The organism is Streptomyces sp. A01 (genome assembly GCF_059026195.1).
On record NZ_JBWLKN010000015.1, the window covers coordinates 140,803 to 155,887 of the forward strand.

The following is a 15,085-nucleotide window of genomic DNA, read 5'->3' on the forward strand; positions in this document are numbered from 1 at the left end:
TCCCTTACTTTGGAGCCCCACCCTGCCCTCTCCCGCCCTCACGCGCCTGACTGCCCAGAGCGCCGACACTCCACTCCTCCCGGACTGGGTCACCTCCCCCGCAACGACAGCGGTACTGCTCGCCCTACTCGTGCTCGCCGGATGGATGCTCCGCCGACAACGCCGCCAGCCGCCCGGCGCAAACCGCTGGCGCGGGACCGTCGCAGTGCCGGTCGCCGCCATGGCCGCGGTCGGCTGCACCGCCTACAGCGCGGACACCAGCTGGCGGTTCGCCGCCGACTACCTGGGCATGGGCAGCACCGTCGAGCGCGCCTTCATGTTCGCCACCGCTGAGCTGGCTCTGTTCGCCACCGCGCTGATGGCGCGCCAGAACCTCAACGGGCCGGCACGCGCGCCGGGCGTGCCGGGCGTCCTGGTCTGGGTGCTCACCGGAGTGCAGATCATCCCCGCATACGCCGAGTTCGGGCTCGTCGGCGGCACCGTGCGCGCCTTCGTGGGACCGGTCATGGCGGCGATGCTGTGGCACCTGGCCATGGGCATCGAACTGCGCCACAGCACACCGCAGGCCGCCTCACGCAGCCTGGCCGCTGTCCTCGTACGTCAGGCACGCGAACGCCTGCTGGCCAGGTTGAGCATCGCCGACCAGGACGCGGACGCCGCTCGGCTGATCCGCGAGCGCGCCCTGAGCGACGCCGTCGCCCTGATCCTGCGCGCCGAGTCGGTGACCGACCAGGAGCGGGGCAAGCGGCGGGGCCGACGCCTGACAGAGCGCCTGCACGAGGCGCTGGAGCGGGCCGATGTCGACGGTGATCCGCTCCAGGACGAGCTGCTGCTGCGCAAGCTCGCCACCCGCAAGCAGGCTCTGGGCCTCGCCACGGTCGCACTGCCGCCGCGCTGGCACGCCCCGACCTCGTACACCGCCCGCCACTCCGGGCAGAGCAGCCAACCGCCCTCCGCTCGCCCGGAACCGGCTCCACGGGCAGAGGAGACTGCCCGCCCGCATCCATCCCACCCGGGCGGTGAGCAAGCGCCCCCGACTGCCCGCCCGCAACCTGGCCGCCCGACGCCAGGACTGCCCACACGACGGGCAGAACCCGAAGACGGCCCATCGCATACGGACATCGACGCCTCCGGCGACGCCCCGGGCAGGCGCAAGCGAAAACCGGCTGCCCGGCAGAAACGGGAGGACCGCAAACCGCGCGCCTCCGACGAGGTCATCCGCCAGTTCGCCCGCCGCGTGTACGAGGAGACCGGCCGCATCGGCCGCGACCGAGTAGAGGACGCCCTCCGCGACGCCGGCTACACCGTCTCCAGCGACGACGCCGGACGAGTCGTCCGCGAGTTCAAGAACCAACTCAAGGCCGCACCCAGCGACCCCGCTCCCTGATCCCCACAGCCAACCGCTCCCACAGCCACCACCCTGAGACGGAGGCTCGATGCACGACCCGCACCGCGAAAACCCCACCGCCAGCGACAACGCCCTACCAACCACCCCTTCCCCAGCGCGAGCAAGTTGGAGGTCCGGACACTCCCCCGCAGGGGGAGCGCCCGAACCCGACCCCGCCCCGGGGGTGGCGGGGCCCGACCTGCGCCAGGGGGCGCCGGACGGGAAGGCTGCGACCGAGGGCGGATCGCAGCCAGGCAAGGCCAGCCACAAGGGCAAGGCCAAGAAGGGGAAGTCACGCCCGCGCGACAAGACGCAGCGCCCCGCCCACAGCGTCCGCCTCAACGAGCACGAACTCGCCATCATCCAGGCCGGCGCCGACCACGTCGGCATGAGCGTGGCCGGGTTCCTGGCCCACTCCGCCCTGGCCGCTGCCCGCGACCAGTCCCGCACCGCAGCGGCCATCGCCACCGAGCGGGACATCCTGACTGCCCTGTTCGGTGTGCGCCGTCAGCTCGGCTGGGCGGGCAGCAACGTAAACCAGGCCGTCAAGGCCCTCAACTCCGGTGTCGACGCACCGCACTTCGCCGCTGCCCTCGCCGACCTGCAGCGCGCCGCACAGGCCGTCCAGCGGGCGGCCGACAGGATCACCAACGGGCAGGAGGGCCAGGCGGCTTGATCCCCCGGATCCACCAGCAGGGCAGCAACACGCTCGGGCTCCTGCACTACCTGTACGGCAAGGGCACCCACGAGGAGCACGTCGACCCGCACCTGGTCGCTTCCTTCGACGGCATGGCCCCCGACCCCGGCCGCGACCCTTCGGCGACGAAGAAGGACCTCCAGCACCTCCTCGACCAGACCCTGTCTCTCCTCGACGCGGACCAGCGCCCCGCCCAGCACGTATGGCACTGCTCGGTGCGCGCAGCCCCCGACGACCCGATCCTGTCCGACGAGCAGTGGGCCGACATCGCCCGCCGCATGGTCGCCGCCACCGGCATCGATCCCGGCGACGGTGCCGGCTGCCGCTGGGCCGCAGTCCGCCACGCCGACGACCACATCCACATCATCGCCACCCTGGTCCGCGAGGACGGCCGCCGCCCCGACCACCACCGCTCCGGCAAACGCGCCCAGGCCGAGTGCCGCCTGATCGAAAAGGAACTCGGCCTGCACCGGGTCGCGCCCGGGGACGGCACTGCCGCCAAGCGGGCCACCAGCGCGGAGCGGCACAAGGCCGAGCGAGAGGGGCGGGAGCGCCCGGCGCGCGAGGAACTGCGGGAGGCCGTACGGCGTGCGGTGGCCGGCGTGACGAGCGAGGAGGAGTTCTTCGACCGGCTGGCCGCCGCCGGTCTGCTGATCCGCAAGCGCGTCGCGCCCTCTGGCGACCTGCTCGGCTACAAGGTCGCGCTGCCTGATGACCGCAACGGTGAGAAGGAGCCGGTGTTCTACGCGGGCTCCACGCTCGCACCCGATCTGTCCCTGCCTCGCATCCGCGAACGCTGGGCCCTTCCTGCGGAGGCCGCCGCCTCGGCGGACGGCTCCCGGTCGGAGCAGCCCGCCCTGCCGCCCGTGACAGGTCCCGCGTTCGCCCGGCGCCGCGCCACCGCCGCCACGTGGCAGGCCCTGCTGATCATCGACAACGGCGACGACGGTGAAGCGGCAGCCCAGATCGCTGCGGCGGGAGAGATCCTCGACGCGCTCGCCAAGACCTCCGCCGCCCACACCCGTGCTCAGCTGCGCGAGGCGGCATTCGTATTCGAGCGGGCGAGCCGTTCCCACATCAAGGCCGTACGCGGGCACGACCGGGCCCTGCGCCAGGCCGCCCGCGATCTCGTCCACAGCGGGCCTGCCCTCGGCCGCGGCGAAGACGGCGCCACCACCGCCATGCTCATCGACATGGCCTTCTTCCTCGCCACAGCCGCGGCGAACTGGCACGCCAAGAAGCACCACAGCCAGCAGGCCGGCGCCGCCCGACAAGCCGCCGAACACCTCAGCGCCGCCTACCAGGCCGCCGCAGCCCACCCCATGGCCATCCTCGGCCAGCGAGGCCATCGTCTGGCCCCGCGTGTTCGGCAACGCCAAGCCGATCTTCTCCATCGGGTGCTGCCGGAGCTGGCCGAACGGATCCGGGCCGAGCCTGGCTGGCCTGCCCTGGCCGCCACGCTCGACGATGCCCGGAGAGCCGGCCACGACCCGGCCGCCCTGCTTGCTGAAGCCACCCGGCGGCGCGAGCTCGACACCGCCACGTCCGTCAGCGACGTCCTCGTCTGGCGTCTGCGCCGCAGCGCCCACCTGCCTGCCCTACCCGAAAGCCCCGACGGCACCCCGACCCAAGGCAGTCGGCGCACCGTGTCCCCGGCGCCCTCCACACAGCCGGTGCCCAGCGCAGCGAACGACTCCAGCCGTCGGCGCTAACCGGCAAGGCGGGCGGAACATAGCCGACGATCGCCGGTTGGGCAAACCGGCGATCCTCCAGACCATTGATGCCTGCACCCACCCGACTCCTGTGAGGAGCACCCGTATGCCCAAGACCGAAATCCGACCCCGACGCGACATCGTCGCTCTGCTCTGCGACGCCGACTTCAAGCGCCGACGTGACACCAACACATGGACCCACCGCGACGGACGCCCGTTCAGCAAGGAGGACAGGCTCTCGTCTTCAGGGCCACCCGAGTCGAACTCGAAGAGGTGAGCGAACAGCTCGCGCGGTACCGGGAGTACCGGCGCACGATGGACGAAGCGCCGGAGGCTCTGCAGCGCTTCCTCGCCCCGTTCATGGCGCAGCTCACCGAGAAGAACCTCGGCAACGCCGTTCAGCTCATGAGCGGGGACGACCGGACCGAGTTCGATCGACTGCTCCGCCTCACGCTCGACCCGGTTCGTCCCTTCGCCCCGTACGCCTTCTGACGACGGCCCGCGTCCCTCCATGGCCAGTGCGAGGAAGTGACCGGTTCCCGGGGGATCCCAGCATCTGACGCCACTGGGGCACGGGGACGGACCGCCAGCTGCAGCCGCAGGCCGTGACGCGCAGGAGACGCCAGAACAAATCACCGCAGCACGAAGCCGGGCCTCCCAAACAGGGTGGCCCGGCTTCGAGGCGTCGAAAGCCCTCAGCTGGCTGGAGCGCGCAGGAGCCGGTCGCGTGTGCTCTCCGGCAACACCCGACGCAGCACCGGCGCGCTGGAACTGAGCGAGCCGGCGAACGCGGCAACGAGGTCGTGCGGCACGCTGGCGCTGAACGACGCGGCCCACAGATAGCCTGCGCCGAGCACCGGCTCAGCCCATGCCTGCCACCCAGCCAGGGCCGCCTCGTCAGCCTCGGCCACCAGGGCTAGTGGGTCGGCGTCCTGAATGAGGGGCGGTACCTCTCCGAGGCGGAAGTGGGAGGCGAAGGTCGGGTCTATCGCCCCCGCGCCGGGCTCATCGATGTCACGCAGCCAACCGTGCGCCGCGACGGCTTCGAGGACCAGCTCCGGGCCGCCGAGTGGCACGGAGGGCTGATCGCGGGCGTCGAGTGCGACGAGAAAGTCGGCGAGGACCTCCCCGGGGACATTGGGGGTGAAGTAGGCCGACCACTGAGCGAGTGGGCTGCTCATGTCCGTCCGCGCGGACACCTGCCAGGCGATCGGCAGATTCCCCAGGTGGAACGGCTCGTCCGGCAGAACCCATTGCGCCCATCGCAGGGTGTCGGGACTGATGTGCAGGACGGTGCTGCGCAGGACTTCACGGTCCTCTAGCGCCGCGCTCAGCTCCCGTCGCCCGCGGACGATCGCCAGGCTCGTCCAGCCCAGGTCGGTGAGCGTGTCAGCGACGGTGTCGTACAGGCGTCCGTCGTCACCAGCCAGGTGCCGGGGACCGACCCAGTAAGCGGGCGGGACCGTGGTCGGGGTGGTCGGACGGAACGGGAAGTCGGGGTGCAGGGGCGCCTTCAAGGGCTTGTGGGGTTCTACTTGCGCCAGCGGGCCGGCCTCGACGGCGATCACTGGTGGCAGATGGTCGAGCTGCGTGTCCGGCGTCTCGGGCCTTCGGCGAGACAGGCAGGGGGCCGGGGGACTCCGACTCGAGCCTCTGGTGTCACACCAGCCGGGAGGTCTCCAGCACACGAGCGACAGTGACGGCAACGACGTCGGCCGGCGTCTCGGTGTCGAAGGAGATCTGGTAGCCCCGCACCTTGGCCTTGCCAGTAACGGCGATCTTCCATCCCTCCCCCTCGGCGCCAGGGCGCCCGAGCGGGAACCATCCGAGGTAGAAGCGGCCGTCCTTCGAGTTGACGTGCACGTCCGCGCGGTCGTCCACGACCAGGTTGAAATCCTGGGCGGAGAACTGATCCATCACAAGGGTGGGCTGGCCCGGGCCGAGCTGCCACTCACGCAAACGCAGGGCTCCGACAGTGGTCGAGAATCCAGGACTCGAGGACATCACAGTCACGGGCAATCACCTCCATGACCTGGGGGTTTACAGAAGGTCGTCTACGTTGACATGCCTTGCCCGCATTGGCCAGTCATTCGTGGATCCTCGCTGTCTGCCCCCGGCGAACTCCTGACCGCTGTCATCCAATCGAGGCGTTTGACGGTGAACCCAGTCGTTGCAGCCTCCGGTGCGGCCAAACAGTTCCAGGGAGCGGCCGGAGGCGACGGGGCCGTCTTCCGCCCCAGATGCGGAGGTGAGTGCGAAGCTCGTAGGACGAACCGATGACGGGAGTCGAGATCGTGAGTACCAACAGATCGCCTCTGTTCTACGTCCCTTGGTCCCCCGAGGAACCCGGTTGGTCCATCGATCAGGCAGGCATCCGGGGAGCCGACTGGCTCATGGAACAGCCTGGTCAGAGGCTGGTGCTGGTCAGCCAGCTGCAGGACTACAGACAGCTTCCGATGGCTGAGCGGACCAAAGGCGTGTTGTCGCTAAGCCCAGCACCTTGTCTGGTTGGCACGGGGGTCCGGTGCTGGCACCGTGGTCGACCCGCGAAATTGTTGGTGATCTCTCTGATGATCTCCATGGTCGGGCGACGGCTATCTGTGTCATCCCGTGGGGTCCCGATCCGCTCGTGATCGCTTGGCTGCGGGCACGCCGTGCAGTGAGCGTGGTTGATGGGTCGGTACACGCCGAAGCGGACGAACCGCTTCTGGATCCGGTGATCGAGGCGGCAATGATCGAGCTGGGGCAGTCGGTGAACCACGCCAACGGTCTCGCCAGCAGGATCGACAAGGCGTTCGGCGTGCACACGCTGCAGAAACTGCACCAGGAAGGCTATCGGTGGAACGTCGACCATCTATGCGGCTGGGCATTGGCCAACGGCTTCACTGGCGCCGAGGAAGACCGCCTACGGCAATACGCCACCAAGGTGCTGCAGGGTTCTAAGTTCTCACCGCAGCCGACCGACCCGTACTCCCCTGGGGCCGTTGAGCGCTGGCGGGACCAAGCGTCGCAGCCACCTGCCTGAACCACGGTGCGTATCCGTCCACCCACCTCACGATCGATCCGACACCCCAAGTTCTGAATGACCGGTCCCAGTGGTCGCGGCCTCGCCGCCGAACTCAGTCGTCCCAGGTCAGAAGGTGCGGCATCGACTAACTTCGCTATCAAAGGACAACTCCAGTGGTGCCCACCTGTAAGGTCTCGGGTTTCGTGGCCACATCTCAGATTCAGTGGCCACTGTTTGACCAGTTAGTCACGCCGCTGAGGCACAGTCGGCGGCTCCACTAGCTCGCGTATCTCCTGATCAACGCGAATCCGCGCGTCAGCTCTTCGGCAGCACCACCAACGGTTCCTGCAAGGAGGCGACCTGGACGGGGTACTGCCCATCACTCCTGCGTCTATGACCCCGGCAGCCAGACCCCGGTTCCGGGAGTGCGCATCTGTGCCAGCCAGGAGATGAGGGTGTCGCGGTTGGCTTCCTCGACCGGACAGCCGCGGGACTCGACCGTGCTACGCGCCCCGGGCGACCAGGAGGAGGAGGTGGCCACCATGCCCTGCCGAGCCCCCTCGAAGATGACGTCGGCGGCGAGCGCCTTCACCACCACACGGTCGACCTTGTGTCGCGTCCGCTTGCACTGCACCAGCATGACCGCCGGCGCGTCGTCGTCATTCGGATCCCACGCGCGGATGTCGACGCCTTCATCCGCGCGGCCCGGACCGAGTTCCACCCGAAGCCCTTCGCGGCGTAGCCGTTCCGCTACGAGACCCTCGAACTGTCGCCAGTGCATCTCTTCCAGAGCGGTGCTGTTCGAGTCCAGGTAGTCGATGAACCGTTGATCGAAGGAGAGCCCCAACGCCAACGGAAGCCTTTCGGAGGCGAACAGATCTCGCAGGGCGGCGCGCGACGGGTACTCCTCACGTCGGACCCTCGACCATGGGTTGGCGACCATGTGTCGATGCATGATCAGCATGAGACGCGAGGCGATCACGACCCCGCGAGACCCCCACCGCTGACGGATCTCCTCGAGCAGCGGACCAGGATCGATAACGTTCGTCCCAGGGCGAGGAGCCATTTGCGGCAGCCGTTCGAGGGTGTAGTCGAGCGGCCCGAAATCGTCCGCGAGCTCGGGAAACTCCTTCACGAGCTGAGGAACGATCGACGGAGCCGTGAGTACCGCAGCCGCGTCGGCGTCACCGAACGCAGCTAGCAGTCGCTGGGCCAGCTCCTCCATCACCTCCGATCGATACCTGTAGACCAAGTCCATGTCCTGAGGCCAAAGGTCCCCAAGGTCGTGAGACGTAACTGCCTTGGCCAGCTCTTCCTCGGACACAGCCAGCCCGAGCTTGAAACCGACCAGCTCCGCCATCGAGTCGACCACATTGCGGCCGCTCACCCAGATGCTCCCCACGCGCCCACCCCTGTCCACGTGTCTGAAGTTTCAGCGAATCCCATCCGGTCCCGCACAGCCGACTACAGCAGTGTTCCATCGCGAGACTGCGAGGCGTCAGTCCTTGAGCTGGTCGGCTCCCGGGATGACCCCGAGCAGGGTGTCGAACGTGCCGTTCGCGTAATGCAAGTTCTCGACGCGAACCTGGTCCCGCAGAGCCTTCCACGATCCCGTGTACCCCGTCGGGTTCGGCTGCGCCACCACCCCCACCGGAGTGCCGATCGTCAGGCCGCTGGGGTCGTGGCTATACCCGAGTCGGCCGTAGAAGTCGATGAGGTCGGGCCGGTGCACGATGTGGACCAGGGGGTATCCGGCATCCCCCAAGTGCTGCTCGGCCGTCGTGATCAACGCCCGCGCGAGCCCCTTGCCCCGGTGCGTCTCGACGACGGCCACGCTGTCGATGGTCGCGATGCACCGAGCGAACACTGCGCCCGCGCCCTCGTGCTGCAGCTCGTGGTGGGTGCCAATCCAGTGCATGGGCGGCTGCGCCACCAGCGCAGCGGCCAGGGTTCCGGACTCATGCATGGCACCGAACACCAGCCGGATGCCAGCGGCTATGCCCTGTTCGGCTTGGGCAATCAACGTGCCGATCCCAGCCCAGGTCCCGTCCGGGTTGTCCGGGTCGGCCAGCTTGAGCACCGGCGCGAACATCTCCGCATCCGCCGCCTCAGCGCCGACGAGCGCGTACCCGTCAGGCACATACGGGTCGGGGATCTCGATGACCTTCCCGGGGATGCGTCTGTCCTTCAACGGATCACCGGACCGCCGGGCTCCGCTGCGCCTGCTGCTCTTACTCTTCGCGTTCCGCGTCCGTTTCCCCATGCGACATCCCTCCCTGGCGAACCACCCGACAGCCGCCCCCATCCTGCACTGTGCTCTCAGGATGGCAGGGACGCGTCGAGGTACTCCTGCACGGGCTCGAACAGGCCGTACGGCACGTACCGGGGGATCTCGCCATGGGGCGCCCAGGCAAGCTCAGCCAATTCCTCGGGGGCCGCGACGTGGGCCGTGCCACCTACCACCTCGCACGCGGTGTACGACATCAGCCGGCCCGTCTTCGGGTGGACCCGCTCGCCGAGCAGCTTCATTGCCGCCACTGTCAGGCCGGTCTCCTCCTCTGTCTCGCGCACAGCAGCCTCTTCATGAGTCTCACCAGGTTCGACCTTGCCAGCCGGAAACTGCCAGGAGAGGGGACCTTCGCTGACGCGGCGACGCACCAGCAGAACACGGCCCTCGTGAACGATGACGGCGGCGGCAACGCCCGACTCTTTCTCCGTACTCTGCTGCATCTTCCTGTTCCTCCACAGGCAGCACGGGGATGTGCGTGATGGGTGTCTGCGAGGCCGTCACTTGGCGGAGAGCAGCTCCCGAGCTTCTTCGGCACACCCCCACGACAGCGTGACGCCAGCACCCCCGTGCCCGTAGTTGTGGACGACGACGGTGCCGCCCTCCTCATCTCGCTCCGACTCCACGCGAACCGTGGCACGGGTCGGTCGGGCACCGATCCGATGCTCCAGGACGCGGGCCTCGGCAAGGCGGGGTTCGATCTCGGCGCAGCGGGCCAGGATGCCGGCCGCCGCCTTGTCGTCGGGGGCGAGGTCGCCTTCGCCGTCGATGGCGGTGCCGCCCAGGACGACGGTGTCGCCGTGGGGGTAGAAGCAAAGCAGGTCCGGCGAGAGGCCGGTGTCCTCGGAGAAGAACTCGGTCAGCCCCGGGTTGGTGACGACGACGTGCTGGCCGCGGATGGGCCGGAGGTCATGATCCGGGACCAGTTCCTGGGCCCCCAGGCCCGTGCAGTTGACGACCACGGGAGCAGGGCCGGCGTCCGCGAGCGCGGCCAAGCGTCGCCGCTCGACCGTTCCTCCAGCAGCGTCGAGCCGACGCAGGAGGTAGGCGAGGTAGGTGGGCATGTCGATCAGCGGCACCGTGAACCGGTAGCCAGCCGAAAACCCGGCCGACAGTTCAGCCGGCTCGCACGGCCGGAAGCCGGGCAGGGTGGTGGCCCAGTCCGGTGGCGCCTCGGCCGTACGGGACGCCTCAATGCCGCTGGCAAGCCGGACGCCCGTGGCCGGGTCCTCGGCCAGCTTGCGGAAAATCTCCAGGGACCGCTGCCCCCACTCGTCAACCTTGTCCTTCGGCTCGACCAGGTACGGGCCCCACATCGCCCCGGCCGCCAGCGAGGTGGCACCCGGGACCTGCTCGGCGATCACGTGCACCGAGGCTCCGGCCTCGGCGAGAACGACGGCGGTGGTGAGCCCTGCCACCCCAGCCCCGACAACGACAACGCGCTCCCCTGCGGTCATGATCCCGACCCTAACGGCCAGGTGGCGTCGACGGGGCGTGTTCGGCGAGGGCGTGCTCCAGGACCGGCAGGAAGCTGCGCACGTGGGCGTTGCGCTGTCGGCGGCGCAGGTCTGCGGCGAGCTGGTGGAGCAGGGCCGCGCTGCGAGGCGAGCGCACGACGTCGAGGCGGTCGGCGACGATCTGGCCGATCTCGCAGGCGGCCTCCAGGTCACCATGGGCGCTGTGGCCCAGGGCCAGCCAGGCCCCTTCGAACATGGCCCTGCGCTGGCTGGGATCGCCGCGCGGGACGTCGTACGCCCCGGACCGGAGCATCTCCGCCCCCTGGGCGAGGAAGCGCCGTCCCCTCGTACCGCCGTCCGCCTTCAGCTGGGCGCGACCCATCTGGATGAGGCCGTAACCGGCCTGGCAGTCCAGGTGGTTGTCGGTGAGGAAGTACATCCAGCGGGGCTCCTCTTGGCTGCCGTCCCGGCTGGCGATCAGTTCGCGGGCAGCCCCGCGGGTGTGGGTGAAGTCGTTGTCACGGCCGGCGGCGGCGTACGCGTACGCGAGCCGTGACAGGACGGATGCCCGTACGGCGGGCGGGGCGGCGTCGCTGGCGCGGCGGGCGGCCTCGCCGAGGGCGATGGCGTCCGCCGGGTGGCCCCGGCTGGCGGCCTGGAAGGAGAGGTCGCCGAGGATGTGGGCGCAGAGAGGCAGGTCGTTGACCTGGTGTGCTGCCCGCAGCGCCGTGGCGAAGTAGCGCTGCGCCAGACCGTGGTCGGCGGCGTCGAAGGCCATCCAGCCGGCCAGCTGGCCGATCTCCGCGAGCGCGCGGATGAGGCGGCTGGCCACAGCGGGAGAGTGACCGCCTTCGCGGATCAGCAGCCCGACAGCGCGGAACTGGGCACCCACGTACGGGAGATGGCGTGCTCCACCGTGCTCGTCGTCGAGTGCGGAGAGCATGGGCAGGTGTTGCTCGACCTGGTCCGCGAGCGGATCGGCACCCATGGACGGCGTGATCCGGGGCGCGTACTGGCCGCGCCCCGCGGTGCCGTCGAGGTACTGGGCGACGATCGCGAGGAGCCCCGCGCCCGAGATCGCGAGGAACCGGCGTCGGTCGACGAGCCCTCCCATCACCCAGTCCTCCACGATCGCCTCCATGCCCTGCACGGTCCAGGGCCGTGCGAGATCCGTGTCGGCCGGCACGAGCGCCGAGGAGTCGCCCACGCGGCCCTGCCAGAGTTCGGCCACCGAGACAGGTCTACCCAGTTCCTGGGAGAGCACGTAGGCGGCCATCATCGGTAACGGCGAGCGCGGCAGCGAGCCGGCGTCCCTCCAGTGGTACGGCGCCGACTCGGCCACCGTCCCCGCTCCGAACACCCTGTTGAGCTTGCGAGCGAGCGCCTTCGGGCTCCACCCGAGTTCGTCGAGGCACCCCGCCAGTACGGCGTTGGGTTCCCCTGCCTGCGGTGCCACGTGCGACCACCTCTTGCCTCAGTGGTTCGTCCATCACTTCTCGCGCTCCCTCATGGTGACGCCCTCGGGCAGCTGATTCGCCTGCTTCTCAAGGAAGTTGACCGAGTTGACCCGTTGATCGGGTCCTGCGCGACCGGCCTCCTCCGGTGTTCTTGGATCCCGGCGGAAGGCGCCGCCTTCGGTGCCGACGGAGAAAGGGGTGGGCCATGAGACACCGCACGAGCACCTCCCGAGCCCGTACGAGCAGCGTGCTGGAGCGCAGCGTCGGACGACCGGCCCCCGTCGCCGGGCAGGCCGACGCCGGCGCCGCCCGCGCGACCACGCTGATCACGGATCTGCCGTACGGGCCGAAGGCGGCCGAGGTCGCCCGGGAGGCAGTGGCGGTCGCGCTCCGCGGCACCGAGGCGGACCTCCTCGATGACGCCCGGCTGATCACGTCGGAGCTCGCAACGAACGCGTTCGCCTCGGGCAGCCCGCCCCTGGTCCTGTGCGTCGACCGCACAAATCCGACTACCGGCGGCCTGGAAGTCGAGATCACCGTCACCGACGGAGGCTGCTCTCACCCCGCGCCGTCCTCTCCTCCGGCTCCCGAGGAGGAGGCCGAATCGGGGCGAGGACTGGTCATCGTCGAGGCCCTGGCCGACGCCTGGTCGCTGACGACAGCCGCCCACGGCACCCGCGCCTGGTGCCGACTCACGCGCGGGGTCCGCCCTTCGACTGCCAACACCTGAAGCCCACTCCCGCTATATCCCGACTTCGAAGGAGGCACCACACGGTGCGCATCGACCATGCGACTCCACCACCCCCGCCCACGGCCATATCGGAGGTGGTCCGCCGGCCCCGGGTCGTCGTCGCCCTCCACGAGGGGTTCTACGGCGCTGCGTCGGGCACCGGCTTCAGTAACCGCGCCTTCCTCACGGCGCTGGCCCGCCTGCTGCCGCCGGGCCGCCTCTCCGTGATCACCCCCCACGTTCCGCAGAGCGGGGGAGCGCACGATCGGCGGTGGACCGGCGAGGTCCAACAGATGCTGCGGCAGGCCGAGGCCGACGTCATCACGATCCCGGAGGTCCAGGCGGCGCCGGACTCGATCCACGGCTCCGTGCAGATGTGCGACCTGGCGGGCGAAGCGGTGGTACGCATCGCCGACCGCGCGAGCCGGTGCCTCCTCATCGGCCTCGACATCCCGTTCCTCGGGCTGGCCCCCTACACGTCGCCGACCACGGACCTGCTGCTCGTACCCCGCTCCACGACGGCGCTGACGAGGCCCAAGGACAGGTCCCGAGTCCGCTGGGAGCGGGACGCGCTGCGGGCGGCGACCGTCCGAGGCGGGCGGATCGGCGCCATCTCCTCCCACATGCGGGGCCACCTCGTCGTCAGTTACGCCGTCCCCCGGGGAAGCATCGTGAGCGTCCCGAACGGGCTGATCCACGAGGAGATGGTCCGGCCGACGAGCGCGCCGCCCCTGCCCTTCAAGGCCCGCGCCGGATTTCTTCTCGCCATGGGCCGTGCCGTGCCGACGAAGGGCTTCGACGACCTCTTGGAGGCGCTGCACCTCCTCAAGGAGCGCGGGTTCCGCGCCCCGCACCTGGTCCTGGCGGCGGTGACCTCGGACGAGCACGAGCGCCCGACCTCGTACCAGGAGGACCTGGCGGCGCGCATCCTCGCGTACGGCCTGGACGCGACCCTGATCACGCGCTTCACCCCCGCGATCCGCGCCTGGCTACACAACCCGGCCCTGCGCGCGGTCGTCGTTCCCTCCCGAGAGGAGCCCTTCGGTCGCATCCCCCTGGAGGCGTTCGCAGCTGGAGCGGGTCCGGTGGTGGCAACCACGGCCGGCGGGCTGGCCCAGACCGTCGTCGAGGGCGAGACCGGCTTCACCGCCGCACCCCGTGACGCCAGGTCCCTGGCCTCCGCGCTCCACCGCGCCCTGACCGTCCTGCCCCGCGAACGCGACCGGCTCCGGAGCGCTGGGGCGGCCCTGGTGCGCTCGCGCCACGACTACGAGGCCAGCATCGGTTCCGTCATCGAACGCATCGCCCCATGGGCTCTGGTGCCGGCGTCCAGCGTGGAGGGCCGAGCGCGATGAACCGGCCGGTGGTGTTGATCAGCCTGGAGTCCCCGCACTCCTTCTGGCGGTTGTCCGCCGAGCACGAGAGGGCACTGTCCGCCGCCTTCCCCGGTGTCGAGTTCCGTACGGCGACCGCAGAGGCCGTGCCGCACCAGCTGGCCGAAGCACACGTCTACTTCGGTTGGAGGTTCGAGCCGTCGTGGCTGTTCGGCGCGCCTCATCTGCGGTGGATCGCCTCCCCAGCCGCCGGCACCGACCACCTGCCCGTCGCAGAGGCCCACTCCGTCGGGGTGGCTCTGACCCGCTCGTACGGGTTCCACGGCAGGCCCATGGCCGAGCACGCCATGGGGATGGTCCTGGGCTTCTCACGCGGGTTGTTCATGAGCCAGCTCGCCCAGCGGAATCGGACCTGGTGGAAGGACGACCTGGCCGAGGAGTTCTTCGACCTGGCGGGGGCGACGGTGACCATCGTCGGCTGCGGCAGTATCGGCGGACATCTCGCTCGTGCGGCCCGCTCCTTCGGCATGGACGTAATCGGCGTACGGCGGACGCCGAAGATCGCCCCCGAGGGCGGGATCACGTGGATGCACACCTCGGCGGTTCACCAGGCGGTCTCCGTCGCCGACGTCGTGGTCGATCTGCTGCCCGCCACCCGGGCCACGGACCGCTTCTTCGACCACGGTCTCTTCACGGCGTTCAAGCCCAGGTCCCTCTTCCTCAACCTCGGCCGCGCGTCGACCGTCGACCAAGCGGCCCTCCTGGCCGCCCTCAACACCGGCCACCTTCGCGGCGCCGCCCTGGACGTCTTCAACCCGAAACCCCTGCCCGCCCGCCATCACCTGCGGCTCCACCCCCGAGTCGTCCTCACGCCGAAGAGCTCCACGCTCAGCCGCACGTACATGAACGAGGCGGTCGCATTCTTCGCCGACAACCTGCGCCGCTACCTCACCGACCAGCCGCTCAACGGACTGGCCGAGGTACCCGCTGCCCGCTTTCCCCTCGTAGGAGGCTGAC

16 protein-coding genes are annotated in these 15,085 nt (G+C 69.8%); 9 read left to right on the forward strand and 7 right to left on the reverse strand.

Going from position 1 to position 15,085, the window contains the following annotated elements; all coding sequences use genetic code 11:
- Positions 1-205: 205 nt before the first annotated feature.
- From AC5P1B_RS21460 to AC5P1B_RS21480, 5 genes are all read left to right on the forward strand, one after another.
- A complete protein-coding gene (locus tag AC5P1B_RS21460) occupies positions 206-1,387 on the forward strand; it encodes a hypothetical protein (RefSeq protein ID WP_493888940.1) in 1,182 nt (393 codons plus the stop codon).
- A gap of 184 nt (positions 1,388-1,571) precedes the next feature.
- Positions 1,572-2,063, forward strand: a complete 492-nt coding sequence (locus tag AC5P1B_RS21465) for a mobilization protein (RefSeq protein ID WP_493888941.1) — start codon at positions 1,572-1,574, stop codon at positions 2,061-2,063.
- Positions 2,060-3,796 (forward strand): relaxase/mobilization nuclease domain-containing protein, encoded by a 1,737-nt coding sequence (locus tag AC5P1B_RS21470; RefSeq protein ID WP_493888942.1) that lies wholly within the window; start codon positions 2,060-2,062, stop codon positions 3,794-3,796. The genes AC5P1B_RS21465 and AC5P1B_RS21470 overlap by 4 nt, the downstream gene beginning before the upstream one ends.
- Before the next feature lie 106 nt (positions 3,797-3,902).
- Entirely contained in the window at positions 3,903-4,073 is a 171-nt protein-coding gene (locus AC5P1B_RS21475) for a hypothetical protein (protein WP_493888943.1), read from the forward strand.
- Positions 4,070-4,288 carry a hypothetical protein gene (locus AC5P1B_RS21480; protein WP_493888944.1) on the forward strand — a complete coding sequence of 73 codons (219 nt, stop codon included), beginning with the start codon at positions 4,070-4,072 and terminating at the stop codon, positions 4,286-4,288. The genes AC5P1B_RS21475 and AC5P1B_RS21480 overlap by 4 nt, the downstream gene beginning before the upstream one ends.
- 203 nt (positions 4,289-4,491) lie before the next feature.
- Here AC5P1B_RS21480 and AC5P1B_RS21485 read toward each other — a convergent pair whose 3' ends face one another.
- Both AC5P1B_RS21485 and AC5P1B_RS21490 read right to left on the reverse strand, forming a co-directional pair.
- Positions 4,492-5,313, reverse strand: coding sequence for an SPDY domain-containing protein (locus tag AC5P1B_RS21485; RefSeq protein ID WP_493889006.1), 822 nt, complete (start codon positions 5,311-5,313; stop codon positions 4,492-4,494).
- Positions 5,314-5,455: 142 nt separating this feature from the next.
- Positions 5,456-5,800: an SPDY domain-containing protein gene (locus AC5P1B_RS21490; RefSeq protein ID WP_493889007.1), complete on the reverse strand. Its 345-nt coding sequence runs from the start codon at positions 5,798-5,800 to the stop codon at positions 5,456-5,458.
- A 520-nt stretch (positions 5,801-6,320) separates the two neighbouring features.
- Between AC5P1B_RS21490 and AC5P1B_RS21495 the strand changes: the two genes are divergently transcribed.
- Entirely contained in the window at positions 6,321-6,821 is a 501-nt protein-coding gene (locus tag AC5P1B_RS21495; RefSeq protein WP_493888945.1) for a DUF1889 family protein, read from the forward strand.
- A gap of 373 nt (positions 6,822-7,194) precedes the next feature.
- Here the strand turns inward: AC5P1B_RS21495 and AC5P1B_RS21500 are convergent, their stop codons facing one another.
- The 5 genes from AC5P1B_RS21500 to AC5P1B_RS21520 all read right to left on the reverse strand — a co-directional run bounded on the left by AC5P1B_RS21500 (position 7,195) and on the right by AC5P1B_RS21520 (position 12,003).
- Positions 7,195-8,190, reverse strand: a complete 996-nt coding sequence (locus tag AC5P1B_RS21500) for a restriction endonuclease (protein ID WP_493888946.1) — start codon at positions 8,188-8,190, stop codon at positions 7,195-7,197.
- Positions 8,191-8,301: 111 nt separating this feature from the next.
- The gene (locus tag AC5P1B_RS21505) at positions 8,302-8,994 is read right to left on the reverse strand and encodes a GNAT family N-acetyltransferase (RefSeq protein WP_493888947.1); all 693 of its coding nucleotides are present in this window, start codon (positions 8,992-8,994) and stop codon (positions 8,302-8,304) included.
- 128 nt (positions 8,995-9,122) lie between these two features.
- Complete coding sequence (locus tag AC5P1B_RS21510) at positions 9,123-9,533, reverse strand: NUDIX hydrolase (protein ID WP_493888948.1); 411 nt, start codon at positions 9,531-9,533, stop codon at positions 9,123-9,125.
- Between the two features lie 57 nt (positions 9,534-9,590).
- The gene (locus AC5P1B_RS21515) at positions 9,591-10,547 is read right to left on the reverse strand and encodes an FAD-dependent oxidoreductase (RefSeq protein ID WP_493888949.1); all 957 of its coding nucleotides are present in this window, start codon (positions 10,545-10,547) and stop codon (positions 9,591-9,593) included.
- 10 nt (positions 10,548-10,557) lie between these two features.
- The gene (locus AC5P1B_RS21520) at positions 10,558-12,003 is read right to left on the reverse strand and encodes an NsdA family TPR-like regulatory protein (RefSeq protein ID WP_493888950.1); all 1,446 of its coding nucleotides are present in this window, start codon (positions 12,001-12,003) and stop codon (positions 10,558-10,560) included.
- Positions 12,004-12,209: 206 nt separating this feature from the next.
- Here AC5P1B_RS21520 and AC5P1B_RS21525 point away from each other — a divergent pair, with 206 nt between their 5' ends.
- From AC5P1B_RS21525 to AC5P1B_RS21535, 3 genes are read left to right on the forward strand one after another with little or no spacing between them, the layout of a single operon-like run.
- Positions 12,210-12,734, forward strand: a complete 525-nt coding sequence (locus AC5P1B_RS21525) for an ATP-binding protein (protein WP_493888951.1) — start codon at positions 12,210-12,212, stop codon at positions 12,732-12,734.
- 44 nt (positions 12,735-12,778) lie between these two features.
- The gene (locus AC5P1B_RS21530; RefSeq protein ID WP_493888952.1) at positions 12,779-14,089 is read left to right on the forward strand and encodes a glycosyltransferase family 4 protein; all 1,311 of its coding nucleotides are present in this window, start codon (positions 12,779-12,781) and stop codon (positions 14,087-14,089) included.
- Positions 14,086-15,084, forward strand: a complete 999-nt coding sequence (locus tag AC5P1B_RS21535) for a D-2-hydroxyacid dehydrogenase (protein ID WP_493888953.1) — start codon at positions 14,086-14,088, stop codon at positions 15,082-15,084. Before AC5P1B_RS21530 ends, AC5P1B_RS21535 begins: the two co-directional genes overlap by 4 nt.
- The last annotated feature ends 1 nt before the right edge of the window (position 15,085 follow it).

Coding starts and splice junctions, on each gene's coding strand:
- AC5P1B_RS21490 (WP_493889007.1), bottom strand. CDS start 5,800: ATGTCCTCGAGTCCTGGATTCTCGACCACTGTCGGAGCCCTGCGTTTG.
- AC5P1B_RS21525 (WP_493888951.1), top strand. CDS start 12,210: ATGAGACACCGCACGAGCACCTCCCGAGCCCGTACGAGCAGCGTGCTG.
- AC5P1B_RS21510 (WP_493888948.1), bottom strand. CDS start 9,533: ATGCAGCAGAGTACGGAGAAAGAGTCGGGCGTTGCCGCCGCCGTCATC.
- AC5P1B_RS21535 (WP_493888953.1), top strand. CDS start 14,086: ATGAACCGGCCGGTGGTGTTGATCAGCCTGGAGTCCCCGCACTCCTTC.
- AC5P1B_RS21475 (WP_493888943.1), top strand. CDS start 3,903: ATGCCCAAGACCGAAATCCGACCCCGACGCGACATCGTCGCTCTGCTC.
- AC5P1B_RS21515 (WP_493888949.1), bottom strand. CDS start 10,547: ATGACCGCAGGGGAGCGCGTTGTCGTTGTCGGGGCTGGGGTGGCAGGG.